This is a genomic window from Arthrobacter sp. TJ-170 (assembly GCF_058269305.1).
The window spans coordinates 324,259-339,238 of the sequence record NZ_JBZCNL010000001.1; the positions used below are offsets into that span (position 1 = coordinate 324,259).

Sequence of the window (14,980 nt, forward strand, 5' to 3'; positions counted from 1 at the left end):
GGAACCCTTGACCCTGACCTCTGGGGAGGGTTTAGCTTGAGAACCGACAAGGAAGTTGCACAGTGCAGACACCGGATGGCAAAGCGGCCGCGATCGCGGACTATGGGTTGCTCGGAGACTGCCAGGGGTCCGCCCTTGCTTCGCGAGACGGATCCATCGACTGGTGGTGCCCGCCGCGGTTTGATGCCCCCAGCGTCTTCGGCCGCCTGCTGGACCCGGATGCCGGCCACTGGACAATCCGCCCGACCAGCGAATACACGACCACCCGTCGCTATCTCCCGGGCACCATGGTGCTCGAAACGACGTTTGAGTGCGACGGCGGGGAGGCCCGGGTGACCGATGCGCTGGCGCTTGGTCCAGGGGAACGAGGGCATGAGGTGGGACATGGTTCCCCTCATATGCTGCTTCGCCGGGTCGAGGTCACCCGTGGATCTGTTGAGGTGACGGTCGAGCTTGTGCCAAGACCGGAATACGGCCTGATCACGCCGCACTTCACGCAGACCACCACCGGGTGGGAGATCAGCGGCGGTGCTGACCGCCTGACGTTGACCGCCGGACTCAGCCTCACCGCCGGGGACGGGTCCATCGGCGGAACCTTCATGCTCGAGGCAGGGGAGGCTGCAGTTTTCGCACTCCGCCACCGGGGCGCCGTCGGTTCCCCACCCGTGGCCGACGACGGCGCCGGTGAACTCGAGAACACCATTGCCGGGTGGCGGTCCTGGAGCGAGATGCACCAGGGCTACCGGGGTGCGTACCGGGAACAGGTGCACCGCAGCGCCCTGGTACTCCAGACACTCACCTACGGTCCTACCGGAGCGGTCGCTGCGGCCCCGACCACCTCGTTGCCGGAAGAGCCTGGGGGCAGCGACAACTGGGACTACCGGTACGGCTGGCTTCGTGACGGGAGCCTCACCCTCAAGGCGCTCTGGGTAGCGGCCTGTCCCGATGAGGCGCAGCAGTTCTTCGACTGGATCACCACGTCTGCCGGAGCACTCGGTGACGGACACCTGCAGATCATGTTCGGCGTCGGCGGAGAGCACGATCTCACTGAACACGAGCTGGACCATTTGCAGGGTTACGCGGGATCGCGGCCGGTCCGCGTGGGCAATGACGCCTGGGACCAGAAGCAGCTTGACGTCCTCGGCGAAGTCTTCGAATGCGCGTGGGTTCTGCGCGAACAACTCGGTGAACTTCCCGCCGAGACCCGGAACTTCCTGGTTGCTGTTGCCGATCGGGCTGCGGAGACGTGGCAGGAGAATGACTCCGGTATCTGGGAAGGGCGAGAGGGAACCCGGGATTACCTGACGTCCAAGCTGATGTGCTGGGTGGCTCTGGACCGGGCGGTCAATCTCGCCGACCGCCTCGGCGCCGCGCGGAAGGTGCCAGCCTGGGAACGCGAACGGGAGAGGATTCGCGGTGCAATCCTCGAAAAGGGCTGGGACAGCAGCGCCAAGACCTTCACCGGAGCCTTCGGTTCCGACCATCTCGACGCAGGTGTGCTTCTAATGCCGATCATGGGATTCCTGCCGGCTGGTGACGACCGCATGCTGGCCACGCTGGACGCGGTGGAACGGGAACTCACCACCGGCAACCTGGTCCAGCGGTGGACGGGTTCGGGAGACGAAGGCGCCTTCATCATTTGCTCCTACTGGCTGGCCGCTGCCCGCGCCATGGCAGGCCAGCCGGAGCGGGCCCGGAAGATCTTCGATGCAGTCACCGGATACGCCAATGATCTGGGACTCCTTTCGGAAGAAATCGACATCCGGGACGGCAGCCTGATCGGGAACTTCCCGCAGGGCCTCTCACACATCGGGCTGATCAACGCGGCGTGGGCGATCACGCAGGCCGAGGACGCGCAGGCCGGACAGGGCGCATAGACATCCACAGACAACCACAGCAGCCGCAGCTACGAATGCATTCCAAACGGGAAACGAGGCGATGTGCCGGTCAGGCGGGGGTGGAAATGCTTTACGGTAGTTTCAACCCCACTGGAGCGGCTGGAAGGTGATCAATTGTTGACAGGCGCTGAAGACGCGGTGCACGGTCCCGCGGAGATCGCTCATTACCTGCCCCCGCACTATCTGGAATCCGCGCTGCGCGAGGATGTGCTCTCCGGCCTGACCGCGACGCCAAAGTGGCTTCCACCCAAGTGGTTCTACGACGATCGCGGCAGCCACCTGTTCGAGCAGATCACGGAACTGCCGGAGTACTACCCGACGCGTGCCGAACGCGAGATCCTTGAGCGGTATGCACCGGATATGGCCGCGGCAGCTCCCGCGGAAACGCTCATCGAGCTCGGCTCCGGATCCTCCAGCAAGACGCCCCTCCTGTTATCGGCGCTGCAGGAGGAAGGCCATCTGCAGCGGTACGTCGCCGTCGACGTGAGCGACGGTGCACTGCTGGGTGCGGGAGACCACCTTTCCGAGACATTCCCGGAGCTGGAACTTAGCCCGGTCGCTGCCGACTTTGAGCACCAACTCCATGTCCTGCCGCGGGAAGGCCACCGCATGGTTGCCTTTCTGGGAGGCACCATCGGCAACCTCGAGCCGGAACAGCGCACACGGTTCCTGGAAAATATCCACGCACTGCTGGGACCCGGGGGCGGGTCCCTGCTGGTCGGAACGGATCTGGTGAAGCCGGCAGAGATACTGGTGCCGGCCTACGACGATTCCCAGGGTGTGACGGCGGACTTCAACAAGAACGTCCTACGGGTGCTGAACCGTGAATTGGGTGCGGACTTCGACGTCGATGAATTCGACCATGTCGCGGAGTGGGTCCCGGACAAGAGCTGGATTGAGATGCGCCTGCGCGCACGGAGACCCATGCTTGTGACGTTGCCCGGCGTGGATCTTCAGGTCCACTTTGATGCCGGCGAGGAACTGAGAACCGAGATCTCCACGAAATTCAGCCGGAACGCTATCGCAGTTGAACTCGAGGCTGCCGGTTTCCACATCGCGGGCCAATGGAGCGACTCCCAGGACCGCTATGCGGTCACGGTGGCGAAGGCGGTGTAGGCAGATGCGGTCTGCGCAGACGGTGAAGCCGTTGTCGGAGGAAGAGGCGGAGATCTACGTTGCTTCAGTCTGCTTCAAGACGGGACCGCCCGGAAAGATTGGCATCGAAGTTGAGCGCACGGTCCACCGCATCGACGACGGCGCCGTCCCGGTTCCGGTACCAGAGGTCCGTGATGCTGTCGGCAGCGTATCGGAACCGCTTCCCGGCGGAGGGCTCATCACCCTCGAACCGGGCGGCCAGCTGGAAATCAGCTCAGCGTGCGCACCGAGCCTCCCCGAAGTGATCTCATCCATGCGCACCGATCTCAGCCAGGTCGGCACACGGCTGGCGGAAGCAGGACTTCTCCTCGGCGACCTGGCCCTCGACCCGTTCCGGCCGCCGCGGCGCACGTTGGAACAACCCCGCTACGCAGCGATGGAGCAGCAATTCGACCGCACCGGTCCAGCCGGCCGGACCATGATGTGCTCCACCGCTTCCCTTCAGATCTCGCTCGATGCGGGCACCGACGGCGCAGGTGGCGCCAGCGCACTCCAACGCTGGCGCCACCTGCATCTCCTTGCGCCGCTGTTGACGGCCATGTTCGCGAACTCCCCGTTTGTCGGAGGCAAACCGAGCGGCTGGCGCAGCACCCGCCAGGCCGCCTGGCTCGCTATCGACCCGACCCGCACCGCAGCGCCGGCGCGGCTCGCGGATGATCCCAGACACGACTGGGCGCGCTACGCGCTCGACGCCAACGTCCTGTGCATCAGACCCGACAACGACGACGGCAACTGGTACGTTCCCCGGGCATTGACCTTCCGGAACTGGCTTCGCGGAGCCGGCCCCCGGACGGTGACACTGCAGGATCTCGACTACCACCTGACCACGCTGTTCCCGCCGGTCCGGCCCCGCGGCTTTCTTGAACTGCGGGTGATTGACGCGCAGGCAGGCGGGGACTGGGAGGTGCCAACCGCCGTCGTCGCGGCCCTGATTGAAGACCTCCAGGCTGCTGCACTGGCGGGCGACGCCTGCCGCGCTCTGCCTGCTGACGCCGCCTCGCCGCTGGCCGCCGCCCGTGAGGGGTTGTCCTGTCCGGAGCTCGCCGAGGCTGCGCTGACGTGCGCCGAGGCGGCCTACGATGCACTGCCGCGGCTGGGTGCGGATTCCCAAACACGGGCCCGGGTCGCCGCCTTCATCGACAGATATACCGCCCGAGGCCTCACCCCGGCAGACGTCTCACTCGCCGAATGGCAGCGCACGGGACGCATTCCGGCCTTCACCCTTGAGAACCCAGCCAATCATCCTGAGGAGCGACTCCATGAGCATCGCTGAAACAGCAGCAGTTGAACCTCGAGACACCGAACAGCTCCGGATGGAGTTGGCCCGGCGGCTTGAGCGTGCACGGAACCGGACGCTGGCGCTGACGGATTACGACGACGGCGAACTGGTCAAGCAGCACTCGCCCCTTATGTCGCCCCTGGTATGGGACCTGGCGCATGTGGGCAGCCAGGAGGAATTGTGGCTCGTGCGCGACGTTGGGGGACGCCCGCCCCTGCGCTGCGATCTTGACGAGATGTACGACGCTTTCCAGCACCCCCGGAGCACACGCCCCACGCTTCCGCTGCTCTCGCCCGCCGAATCCCGACGCTACCTTGCGGACGTACGCGACAAGGCGCTGGACATCCTGGACCGCACTCAGCTGGAGGGCAAGCCGCTGCTGGAGAACGGGTTCGCGTTCGGCATGATCGTCCAGCACGAGCAGCAGCACGCCGAAACCATGCTCGCAACCCACCAGATCCGCGACGGTGAAAGGATCCTGCCGGAGACACCGCTGCCTGATACCCGTGCGAAGCTGCCGCTACCCGCCGAAGTGCTGATCCCGTCCGGTCCGTTCACCATGGGCACGTCGGTCGAACCATGGGCGCTGGACAACGAGAGGCCCGCACACTCGGTGGACCTGCCGGCCTACTGGATCGACACAACACCGGTGACCAACGGCATGTATGAGCAGTTCATCGCTGCCGGCGGCTATGACGAATCCTCCTGGTGGCACCCGGACGGCTGGCGGCACCGGAACGAGGTAGGCCTGAAGGCGCCGAAATACTGGCACCGCGCCGACGGGCAGTGGATGCGCAAGCGGTTCGGCGCCGTCGAGCCCGTCCCCGCGGACGAACCGGTGCAGCATGTCTGCTGGTATGAAGCGGACGCCTACGCCCGGTGGTCCGGTCGGCGGCTGCCGATCGAGGCCGAGTGGGAGAAGGCCGCCCGCTTTGACCCTGCCAGCGGCCGGTCCCGCCGGTTCCCGTGGGGAGATGAGGAGCCCGCTGCCGAGCATGCCAACCTCGCCGGAACGGCCCTGCGCGCAGCGCCCGCCGGTTCCTATCCGGAGGGCGCCTCGCCGCTGGGTGTCCGGCAGCTGATCGGGGACGTGTGGGAGTGGGTTTCGAGCGATTTCCAGCCGTACCCCGGCTTCACTGTCTTCCCTTACGAGGAGTACAGCCAGGTGTTCTTCGGAAGCGGCTACAAGGTCCTCCGCGGCGGTTCCTGGGCCACCGACCCCGCCGCGGCCCGGGCGACCTTCCGAAACTGGGACTATCCCATCCGCCGGCAGATTTTCTCAGGCTTCCGGACCGCACGCGACGCCCGCCCAGCGGAGACCGTCTAGCATGTGCCGGCACCTGGCCTTCCTGGGGCCGCCCACCTCCCTCGCCACGCTTCTGCTCGCCCCCGAGCACGGCCTGCTGAAGCAATCCTGGGCGCCGCGGTTCCAGCAGTACGGCACCGTCAACGCGGACGGGTTCGGTGTCGGCTGGTACGCGGACGGTGACCCCAAACCTGCACGCTACCGCCGCGCAGTACCGATGTGGGCCGATCCTTCCTTCGCGGACGTCGCCCGGGTCACAACGACGACGGCGGCGCTCGCCGCGGTGCGGTCCGCCACCGTGGGCACCACCCAGGACGAATCGGCCTCAGCTCCCTACACGGACGGCACCTGGCTCTTCAGCCACAACGGGCGGATCAACGGTTGGCCCGGATCCGTGGAGGGGATCGTTGACGCGATCCCTGCGTCCCGTCTGCTGACCATGGAGGCACATGTCGATTCGGCCTTGGTCTGGGCGCTGGTGCTCGAGTTCCTGGCGGCCGGACAGGGGCCCGATCAGGCGCTCGCCGGTAGCGCCCGAACAGTGTTGGAGCACGCCGAGGCGCGCCTGAACCTGCTGCTGACGGACGGCAAAACAATCACGGCTACAGCTGTGGGGGACACTTTGTACTGGCGCTCCGGGCCGGAGGGGTTTGTCGTGGCCAGTGAGCCGTCCGACGATAGTCCGGGCTGGCACAGCGTTCCCGATAACTCGGTGCTCGCCGCGACAGCCGACGGTGTCGAGGTTCAGCCCATCGGTTAGAGTGAGGGACTCACCAGCGGACCCAGGCAGCGGTGATGCGGTCACGGCCGCCGCTGGCCATCGGTCACGCACCCGGGCACATGCTCATCACCGATGCTCGGGACAGCGACTACCTTGTGCCCTGAGCTGCACCCGGAACTTCTGCGCACTTTCGGGTGACTTCCGGCGTCGTGAAGTCGCCGGAAGTGCGCAAACGTTCCGGGGTTTACCCTTCGAGGTGCCTCAGCAGCTCAGCCTCAGCTGCATCGAGGTAGGCGCGCAGCTCGGCAGCGGCCTTCTCGTTTTCGCCCGCGCGAAGCCGCTTCACGAGCTGCGCGTTGCGGTCTGCGTAATGGGTATGGAAGTCCGGCGCGGAGGCCATGGCGTGGAAAACGAGCCGCATCTCCGCGAGCACCCGGCCCATGAGTTCCTGCAGCAATTCGCTCCTGGTCAGCCCCACCACCGCTTCGTGGAACGCCTGGTTCGCGTTGGCCATGTCGGCGACCGATCCGGCGTCGCGGGCCGCCTTCGCCCGCCGGATGATCGATTCCATTGCATCGAGTTCCTGCGCTGACGGCTCAGACCACAGCACTGCCGCAGGCTCGATAGTCCGCCGGACCCGGTAAATCTCCCGTACTTCCTCCACACCGGGGGACGCCACGAAGACGCCCCGGTTCGGAATCCGCGTCACGATCGATTCGCCCGCCAGCGTGGTGAACGCCTGGCGCAGCGTGTTCCGCGAAACCCCCAGTGACTCCGCGAGTGCCTGCTCTGAAAGCTTCGATCCCGGCGTCAGCTGGCCGGCCGCGATCCGTGCCCGCAGCACCGATGCGATCCACGCCGTCGTATGCGCGTGCTCAGCCGCGCCCTCAACCTCAGAAGTCACGCCTGCCCTGCCCTCTCCACCTCGCCCAGCACTTCACCGCGCACGACGGCGGCACCGGCCTCCTGCCCGCCGCGCCGGAACGTGCCGGCGGACGAGGCGGACACCACGGTCTCCATCTTCATCGCCTCCAGCACGGCGACGGGCTGGTCGGCTGCCACCTGTACGCCGTCGTCGGCCAGCCACTTCACGAGGTTGCCGCCCATCGGGGCGGTGACGGCGCCGTCGTTATTGTGTGTTTCCGTGACGGAAGACGGCACGACGGCGGCACCTCCGCCGCTCATCAACGCGGCAAACACCTGGCCCGGCAGGCCGAGCTGGACGGCCTTGCCGTCGATCTCCACCGTGAGTGTTTCCCGCCGCGCGACGGGACCGGCGAGTCCGCTCTTGAAGGACGCAGCGAGGCGCTCGGAGAACTCGGACTCGATCCACGTGGTGTAGACGCCGAGCCGGTCGGTCCGCGTGAAGTCCGGATCCCGCACCACTGCCCGGTGGAACGGGACGACGGTGGGCACGCCCTCAATCCGCAGCTCGTCGAGGGCGGTGCGGGCACGGCGCAGTGCCTGTGCACGGTCCTCGCCGTGGACGATCAGCTTGGCCATCAGGGAGTCGTACTCGGCTGGCACACTCGACCCCGAACAGACGCCCGTGTCGACGCGGATTCCCGCCCCGGTGGGTGCTTCGAACACGTCGACCGGCCCGGGGGAGGGCAGGAAACCGCGGCCGGCGTCTTCTGCGTTGAGCCGGAATTCGATGGCGTGACCGTGCGGCCCAGGATCCTCGGTGATGGACACCGGCAGGCCGGCGGCGATGCGAAATTGCTCGCGGACCAGGTCGACGCCGGAGGTTTCCTCGGTCACCGGGTGCTCGACCTGCAGGCGCGTGTTGACCTCGAGGAAGGAGATCACGCCGTCGGGTGCCACGAGATACTCGACCGTCCCCGCGCCGGTGTACCCGGCCTCGCGGCAGATCGCGCGCGCTGACTCGTGGATGCGGGTGCGCTGCTCGTCGGTCAGGAAGGGTGCGGGTGCCTCTTCGACGAGCTTCTGGTTCCGCCGCTGGAGCGAACAGTCCCGGGTCCCGACCACCACGACGTTCCCGTGCGTGTCCGCCAGTACCTGCGCCTCGACGTGCCGCGGCTTGTCGAGGAAACGCTCGACGAAGCACTCGCCGCGACCGAACGCCATGGTCGCCTCGCGTACCGCAGACGCGAAGGCGTCGTCAATGTCCTCGAGACGGTGCGCGATCTTGAGCCCGCGACCGCCGCCGCCGAACGCGGCCTTGATAGCCACCGGAACGCCGTGCTGCTTCGCGAACGCGCGGACCTCGTCGGCATCCGCAACCGGCCCGTCGGATCCGGGGACCAGCGGAGCACCAGCGCGTACCGCGATCTCCCGGGCGGTCACCTTGTTGCCCAGGCTGCGGATCGCGTCCGGTGACGGGCCGATCCAGGTGAGTCCGGCGTCGAGCACTGCCTGCGCAAAGTCGGCGTTCTCCGAGAGGAAACCGTAGCCGGGATGCACTGCGTCCGCGCCGGCACGAGCGGCGACGTCGAGCAGCTTCGGGATATTGAGGTACGTGTCCGCGCTTGTGGAGCCGTCGAGCGCGTAGGCCTCGTCGCTGAGGCGGACGTGCAGGGCATCTGCGTCGGGATCGGAGTACACCGCAACGGAAGCCAGCTCAGCATCGGCGCACGCGCGCGCTATCCGGACAGCGATTTCACCGCGGTTGGCGATCAGGACCTTCTTCATGGCTAGGGCTCCATTTCGATGAAACTCACGGTGGTGCCGGGCGGCAGCTGGGCGGCAATGGGGAGATCCTCCGGCACGACGACGCCGATCACCGGATATCCGCCGGTCACCGGATGGTCGGCCAGGAATAGTACGGGAAGGCCCGACGGCGGCACCTGCAGTGATCCCGCCATCACACCTTCGCTGGGCAGTTCCTCGGTGACTGAGCGTTCGAGGGGCCGGCCTTTTTGGACTCCGAGGCGGACGCCGATGCGGTTGGACTCGGCCGTGACCGTCCAGGCCTGCGTGGTGAGTGCCTTTTGGGAATCAGGCGTGAACCAGTCCTCGCGTGGGCCGGCGGTGATCCGAAGCTGCACCGGCTCGTTGCCCGGCTTCAGCAGTGTCTGCGGCAGCGTCGAGGGTTCGGGCGTGCCGACAATGTGGCCGCGCTCCACCTCGCCGACCGGTAACACCGTGCCCTGCTCAAGGACGCCAGGGCCGATGCCGGACATCAGGTCCGTCGCACGGCTGTCGAGCACAGCGGGAACGTCGATTCCCCCGCGGACCGCCAGGTAGGTGCGCAGTCCGGCGTCGGGCACATTGAGATGGAGACTTTCGCCGTCGTGCAGGGGAAAGGGTGCGTTCATCGGGGCGGACCGGGTGCCGGCTTCGATGCGGATCTCGGCTGGTGCCGGGGCGCCGGTGAGTGCGGCCGTCAGCTCTCCATGAGCCCGGACGGCGAGTCCGCCGAGGACGCTCTCGACGACGGCGTCGCCCGGCTCGTTGCCGACCAGTCGGTTGGCCTGGCGGGCGCTCGCGGTATCCGCGGCGCCGGAGGCAGAGACGCCGAGGTCACCGAGCCCGGGCCGGCCGAGGTCCTGAATAGTGGACTGCGGTCCCGGCATGAGGACCTCAACGAACGGCGACCCAACGGCAGGATGGGGAATGCCGTCGTCGTGCTTCTTTTCGTTAAGCTCGATCAGTTCACGCACCGCCGCATACTGAACCGTGGTGCCGGGACGCAGGAGGGCGGGTTGTTCGCGGCCCAGGTCCCACATCCGGGCGGCGGTGCGGCCGATCAGCTGCCAGCCGCCGGGGGAACGTCGCGGGTAGACGGCGGAGAAGTTGCCCGCCAGCGCTACCGAGCCGGCGGGCACGGCTGTGCGGGGTGTGTCGCGGCGGGGCACGCTGAGCGACTCGTTCTCGCCCACCAGGTAGGCGAACCCGGGGGCGAAACCGCCGAACGCTGCCGTCCACAGCTGGTCGGTGTGTGTTTTGATGACGCCGTCGGGGCCGAGGCCGGTGAGGCGGCCGACTTCGGTGAGGTCCTCGCCGTCGTACACCACCTCGATCCGCACCGGGTCACCGGACGCAAGCCCGTCCGTGGCCGGGGTCGTGTCGAGAGCGGCGACGGTGGTTCGGGCAGCTTGGGCGTGGGAGCGAGAGTCGAAGACGGCCAGGACCGTCCGGGCTGCGGCAAGCACGTCCACCTGTCCGGCGAGCGGGTGCTCCACCAGTTGCGCGTGCATAGCGAGGACGGATTCGAGCGACGCAAGCTCAATCAGCAGGGCGCGTGGCCCGGCCCATCTGATGTCCTTTTGGGGGATGCCAGGGCTCACACGAAGCTCCGGATACCGACGCCGGCCGCTTCCAGTTCCCGCCGGACGGCAGCGGCCATCGCTACCGCGCCGTCGGTGTCACCGTGGAGGCAGATGCTTTCGGCGTTCGTCTTGATGGTGGACCCGTCGCGGGCGACTATCGTGCCTTCGGTGGCGAGGCGGACCATGTTGGCGGCGACGGTGTCCTCGTCATGGAGGACGGCGTCGGGCTCGCGGCGGGAGACCAGCGTTCCGTCAGGGTTGTAGGCACGGTCGGCGAAGGCTTCCGACACCCCGCGGAGTCCGGCGGCTTCGGCTTTCTTGAGCGCTACCGAGCCGGGCAGGAGCAGCACGGGGAGGTCCCCGCCGAAGGCCTTGACGCCGTCGACCACTGCCTTCGCCTGAACCTCGTGAGTGACGATGGTGTTGTAGAGGGCGCCGTGGGGCTTGACGTAGCGGATGGTGCCGCCGGCTGCGCGGGCGATCGCGTCGAGGGCGCCAATTTGGTAGAGGACGTCGTCGGCCAGTTCTGTGGGGGAGCAGTCCATGAAGCGGCGTCCGAAGCCGGCGAGGTCACGGTAACCCACGTGGGCGCCGATGGTGACGCCGGCGGCAACGGCATCGCGGCAGGTCTGGGCGATGGTGGACGGATCACCGGCGTGGAAGCCGCACGCCACGTTGGCGCTGGAAACCGAGCGGAAGATGGCGGCGTCGTCACCCATGGTCCAGTTACCGAAGGACTCGCCGACGTCGCTGTTGAGGTCGATGAAAGCCATGGTGATCCTCGTCTCGTTTATGTGGTCCCTTCAGCATGCACGAGATTATACGATTGTTCAACAATTCATTCGACTCTTCCTAGGAAACCCGGGCGAGAAAACTGCGGGTCCGCTCATGCTGTGGCTGCCCCAGCACCTGCGCGGGAGTGCCCTGCTCTACGATGACACCGTTATCCATGAAGACCACCCGGTCCGCGACCTCGCGGGCGAATCCCATCTCGTGGGTCACAACGATCATGGTCATACCGCTGCGGGCCAGCTCCTTCATGACATCCAAAACCTCACCGACGAGCTCCGGATCCAGGGCGGACGTAGGTTCGTCAAAGAGCATCACCTCCGGCTTCATGGACAGCGCACGCGCAATGGCGACGCGCTGCTGCTGGCCACCTGAAAGCTGCGAGGGATAGTTGTGTATCCGATCGCCCAGGCCCACTTTGTTCAGGAGTTCCAGGGCCTCGGCTTCAGCCTGCTTCCGTGAAACCTTCAGCAACTTCAGTGGTCCATGCATCACGTTCTCAAGGGCCGTCATGTGTCCGAAGAGGTTGAAGCTCTGGAAGACCATTCCGATTCGTGACCGTCTGCGATTGATCTCCTTTTCCGGGGCCTCCACCAGTTGATCGCCCCGCACGTCATAGCCGATCATCCGGTCATCGACGAGAATGGCGCCCACTGTGGTCACCTCCAGATGGTTCACGCAGCGCAGAAGTGTTGACTTTCCTGACCCTGAAGGGCCGATCAGACAGACGACTTCCTGTGGTTGAACCCTGAGGGTGATCCCCTTGAGGACCTCGGTCTCGCCGAACTTCTTATGGACATTGAGGAACTCGACCGTTGCCATCAGCGGCCAGCCTTTCCGGAAGTGAGAAGGGTGCCCCTGGAGTAACGCCGCTCCAGCTTGCCCTGAAAGTAGCTGAGAACCGTGGTCAGGATGATGTACCAGATGCTGGCGACGATGAGCAGGGGGATCTGGCGCAGGTTCTGTGCGTAGATCTGCTGCGCGTTGTACAGCAGGTCTCCGACTCCGATCACTATCACCAGTGACGTGGTCTTGAGCATGGAAATGACGTTGTTGCCCACGGGCGGGATGATCACCTTCATGGCCTGCGGGATAACCACGTACCAGAGGGTCGCCAGTTTATTGAATCCCATTGAACGGCTCGCTTCGGTCTGCCCATGCGGAACGCTGAGTAATCCGGCGCGCACGATCTCCGCCATATACGCGCCCTCGTTCAATCCGAGCCCGAGGATTGCCGCGGTCATCAGGGAAACGACGTCGTTCGTGTTCCACTCAACGAAGTTGGGTCCGATGAACGGGATGCCGATCCCGATAGTGGGGAACAGTGCCGCGGCGAAGCCCCAGAACAGCAGCTGGACCAGCAACGGGGTTCCCCGGAAGAACCAGACGTAAATCCCCGCGACGCCGGAGATGAGCCGGTTGTCGCTCATTCTCATGATGGCCACGAGCAGGCCAACCAGGAAGCCGATGGCCATGGCGACTGCTGTCAGGTACAGGGTGGTGCCGAGTCCGGAGAGGATTCGTGTGTCGAAGAAGTATCTGCCGACTACGTCCCATCCGAATCCGGGGTTGGTGACTACGCTGAAGCATGCCATCAGCACGCACAGTGCAACGACGACGGCGCCCAACACCTGCCCGGGACGCCTGCGTCGCAGTACCGGTCTCCCGGACAGTGCGAGGTAATCGACCGCCGGAATGCTTCCGGGGGTCGGGCTGTGCGTTTGTTTCATGGTCATGGAGCCTCTTCAGGTTGCGGTTATGGCTACTTTGCGGGGTTGATTTCTGCCTGCTCGACCACCGTGTTCTCGAGACTCCACGCCGCCATGATCTTCCGGTAGGTGCCGTCCTCAATCAGCGAATTGAGTGATGCCTCGAAAGCCTCGGCCAGCTCCTCGTTCTCCTTGTTCACCACAACTCCGGCGAGTGAGGGTTCGACCAGAATTTCGGGCACTGCTGCAAAGACATCCGGTTGTAGTTGGGAGTAGTAGGCAACAAGGGCGCTGTCTGCCGCCATTGCCTCGGCCCTGCCCGTAGCTACCGCCTGATTGACGTTGTCCTGCTGCGGGAGGATCAGTTCGGTGATCTCCGCCTCGCCGGCCGCTGCGCATTCCTCCTGGAAGCCGGGCAGCACGTCCAAGGCCTGGGTAGTGCCCGTTTGCGCCGTGATTGTCATCCCGCATAGGTCGAGGATGTCCTTGATGCCCTCGGGATTGCCTTTCGTGACCATTACCGATGTGCCGCCAAGCATGTAGCTGACCATGGTGACGCGCTCCTGCCTCTCAGGCGTGATGGAGAAGGCGGCCCAGGATGCGTCGTATCGTTGAGCCTCTATCCCTGCGAGGATGCCGTTGAAGTCACCCTTGCTGATGTTGATGTCCAGCCCCATCCTCTTGGCGGCAGCAAGGGCAAGGTCCGGTTCGAGGCCGACAATATTCCCCTCGGAGTCAGTGAAGTCGATGGGCGCATAGGTAGGGTCTGTGACCAGTTCCATGGTGCCCCTGTCCGCGAGGTCGGCGGGCACCAGAGCGCTGACTGCCGGGTCTTCCTCGACGGCGGCGGCAGCTTCCTGACCTCCCGCCCCCAGCGCACCGGAGGCGTCCGCGCTCCCGGACGGAGCCGCCGTGGCCGCGCCCTCGGTGTTGCTGCAGGCTGCGGTGCTGAGGGCCAGGGCTATGGCGCTGGCGGATATGACGAGATTCTTGAGGAGCTTGTTCATGGTGCCTTCCGGTAGAAGCAGCGAAATCGACTCCCCAAAGGAGTTGAATCTTTCAATATGTTCAACTTATTATTTGAGTGTTGCAAGTCACTGTCAAGGGATTTGTCACGATGGACAGAAGCCGCTTCCACCATCCGCGGCTGCTAACCAATGGAGGGCCAGCCCATGAGAACAAAGAACGCGGTGACGGAAGAAGCTATCGCTGAGCGTCGAACGGCCATTCTCAACCACACGGCAGCGATCATCTCGGTCCATGGGGTGGATGGCTGTTCCTTTGCCGCTGTCTCGGAGGCCAGCGGCTTCAGCATCGGGATGATCCAGCACTACTTCCGCACCAGGGACAAGCTGCTCCTGGCTACCGTTGAACACCGGATCGGCGAGGCAGAGCAGGAGTGGAACAGCATTGCGAGCCGCGGCACCAACGCGCTTGATCGGATCTCGGACCTTCTGACCTTTTCGGTGGAAGGTGAGAAGTCATTCGCGGATGCCTGGGGATTCTGGCTGGAGCTCTATGCTGCCTCGCACCGGGACGGTCTGATGAGGCACAAGGTCAACACCCTGCTGGAGCACTGGCGGAAGATCTTCGTCGACGTTCTGGAGGAGGCGGTCGCAGAAGGAAGCATCAGGCCGATGCATGCGCCCGGAGACCAGGCCCGCCTGCTTCTTGCCGCCGTCGACGGTCTTGCCATCCAGACAGTGAACAGAACCTACGGAAGCAGCCCGGAGGAAATGCATCGGCTGCTCTTCCAGTTTGCCGCCGCCCAGCTGGGCATCGACGCTGCGGTGCTGAAAGCGTCCGCGGACGGCGTCTCCGGGCGCGCCGCTGCCGCTCCGCATCCGGTCTAGCCCGTACTTCCCCACCACTGCTACGGCACAATCAGCGA

13 protein-coding genes and 1 pseudogene are annotated in these 14,980 nt (G+C 65.5%); 7 read left to right on the forward strand and 7 right to left on the reverse strand.

What is annotated here, in order from left to right:
- The first annotated feature begins 62 nt into the window (after positions 1 to 62).
- The 6 genes and pseudogenes from AC4D1W_RS01595 to AC4D1W_RS01620 all read left to right on the forward strand — a co-directional run.
- On the forward strand, positions 63 to 1,877 hold the full coding sequence (locus AC4D1W_RS01595) for a glycoside hydrolase family 15 protein (RefSeq protein ID WP_490897565.1): 1,815 nt from the start codon (positions 63 to 65) through the stop codon (positions 1,875 to 1,877).
- Positions 1,878 to 2,015: 138 nt separating this feature from the next.
- Positions 2,016 to 3,014: an L-histidine N(alpha)-methyltransferase gene (egtD, locus tag AC4D1W_RS01600; protein ID WP_490897566.1), complete on the forward strand. Its 999-nt coding sequence runs from the start codon at positions 2,016 to 2,018 to the stop codon at positions 3,012 to 3,014.
- A 4-nt stretch (positions 3,015 to 3,018) separates the two neighbouring features.
- A complete protein-coding gene (gene egtA / locus AC4D1W_RS01605; protein WP_490897567.1) occupies positions 3,019 to 4,326 on the forward strand; it encodes an ergothioneine biosynthesis glutamate--cysteine ligase EgtA in 1,308 nt (435 codons plus the stop codon).
- Complete coding sequence (gene egtB, locus AC4D1W_RS01610) at positions 4,313 to 5,659, forward strand: ergothioneine biosynthesis protein EgtB (protein WP_490897568.1); 1,347 nt, start codon at positions 4,313 to 4,315, stop codon at positions 5,657 to 5,659. Before egtA ends, egtB begins: the two co-directional genes overlap by 14 nt.
- A gap of 1 nt (position 5,660) precedes the next feature.
- Positions 5,661 to 6,398: an ergothioneine biosynthesis protein EgtC gene (gene egtC, locus AC4D1W_RS01615; RefSeq protein ID WP_490897569.1), complete on the forward strand. Its 738-nt coding sequence runs from the start codon at positions 5,661 to 5,663 to the stop codon at positions 6,396 to 6,398.
- Positions 6,399 to 6,421: 23 nt separating this feature from the next.
- A pseudogene (locus AC4D1W_RS01620) lies at positions 6,422 to 6,523 on the forward strand (DUF1445 domain-containing protein); the annotation flags it as partial.
- Positions 6,524 to 6,603: 80 nt separating this feature from the next.
- On the opposite strand, the gene AC4D1W_RS01625 reads toward AC4D1W_RS01620, so the two are convergent.
- From AC4D1W_RS01625 to AC4D1W_RS01655, 7 genes are all read right to left on the reverse strand, one after another.
- The gene (locus tag AC4D1W_RS01625) at positions 6,604 to 7,263 is read right to left on the reverse strand and encodes a GntR family transcriptional regulator (RefSeq protein ID WP_490897570.1); all 660 of its coding nucleotides are present in this window, start codon (positions 7,261 to 7,263) and stop codon (positions 6,604 to 6,606) included.
- The gene (locus AC4D1W_RS01630) at positions 7,260 to 9,011 is read right to left on the reverse strand and encodes an acetyl/propionyl/methylcrotonyl-CoA carboxylase subunit alpha (protein ID WP_490897571.1); all 1,752 of its coding nucleotides are present in this window, start codon (positions 9,009 to 9,011) and stop codon (positions 7,260 to 7,262) included. The genes AC4D1W_RS01625 and AC4D1W_RS01630 overlap by 4 nt, the downstream gene beginning before the upstream one ends.
- A gap of 2 nt (positions 9,012 to 9,013) precedes the next feature.
- Positions 9,014 to 10,609 carry a 5-oxoprolinase subunit B/C family protein gene (locus AC4D1W_RS01635; RefSeq protein WP_490897572.1) on the reverse strand — a complete coding sequence of 532 codons (1,596 nt, stop codon included), beginning with the start codon at positions 10,607 to 10,609 and terminating at the stop codon, positions 9,014 to 9,016.
- A complete protein-coding gene (locus tag AC4D1W_RS01640; protein WP_490897573.1) occupies positions 10,606 to 11,364 on the reverse strand; it encodes a LamB/YcsF family protein in 759 nt (252 codons plus the stop codon). Before AC4D1W_RS01640 ends, AC4D1W_RS01635 begins: the two co-directional genes overlap by 4 nt.
- 79 nt (positions 11,365 to 11,443) lie before the next feature.
- On the reverse strand, positions 11,444 to 12,202 hold the full coding sequence (locus AC4D1W_RS01645; RefSeq protein WP_490897574.1) for an amino acid ABC transporter ATP-binding protein: 759 nt from the start codon (positions 12,200 to 12,202) through the stop codon (positions 11,444 to 11,446).
- Positions 12,202 to 13,116, reverse strand: coding sequence for an amino acid ABC transporter permease (locus tag AC4D1W_RS01650; RefSeq protein ID WP_490897575.1), 915 nt, complete (start codon positions 13,114 to 13,116; stop codon positions 12,202 to 12,204). The genes AC4D1W_RS01645 and AC4D1W_RS01650 overlap by 1 nt, the downstream gene beginning before the upstream one ends.
- Before the next feature lie 26 nt (positions 13,117 to 13,142).
- A complete protein-coding gene (locus AC4D1W_RS01655) occupies positions 13,143 to 14,096 on the reverse strand; it encodes an ABC transporter substrate-binding protein (protein WP_490897576.1) in 954 nt (317 codons plus the stop codon).
- A 165-nt stretch (positions 14,097 to 14,261) separates the two neighbouring features.
- On the opposite strand from AC4D1W_RS01655, the gene AC4D1W_RS01660 reads away from it, so the two are divergent.
- Entirely contained in the window at positions 14,262 to 14,942 is a 681-nt protein-coding gene (locus tag AC4D1W_RS01660) for a TetR/AcrR family transcriptional regulator (RefSeq protein WP_490897577.1), read from the forward strand.
- Positions 14,943 to 14,980: the final 38 nt, after the last annotated feature.

Bases quoted from the DNA above. Each gene is read 5' to 3' on its own strand.
- AC4D1W_RS01650 (WP_490897575.1), bottom strand. From the start codon at position 13,116: ATGACCATGAAACAAACGCACAGCCCGACCCCCGGAAGCATTCCGGCG.
- AC4D1W_RS01645 (WP_490897574.1), bottom strand. From the start codon at position 12,202: ATGGCAACGGTCGAGTTCCTCAATGTCCATAAGAAGTTCGGCGAGACC.
- egtA (WP_490897567.1), top strand. From the start codon at position 3,019: ATGCGGTCTGCGCAGACGGTGAAGCCGTTGTCGGAGGAAGAGGCGGAG.
- AC4D1W_RS01660 (WP_490897577.1), top strand. From the start codon at position 14,262: ATGAGAACAAAGAACGCGGTGACGGAAGAAGCTATCGCTGAGCGTCGA.
- egtC (WP_490897569.1), top strand. From the start codon at position 5,661: ATGTGCCGGCACCTGGCCTTCCTGGGGCCGCCCACCTCCCTCGCCACG.
- AC4D1W_RS01640 (WP_490897573.1), bottom strand. From the start codon at position 11,364: ATGGCTTTCATCGACCTCAACAGCGACGTCGGCGAGTCCTTCGGTAAC.
- AC4D1W_RS01655 (WP_490897576.1), bottom strand. From the start codon at position 14,096: ATGAACAAGCTCCTCAAGAATCTCGTCATATCCGCCAGCGCCATAGCC.
- egtB (WP_490897568.1), top strand. From the start codon at position 4,313: ATGAGCATCGCTGAAACAGCAGCAGTTGAACCTCGAGACACCGAACAG.
- AC4D1W_RS01630 (WP_490897571.1), bottom strand. From the start codon at position 9,011: ATGAAGAAGGTCCTGATCGCCAACCGCGGTGAAATCGCTGTCCGGATA.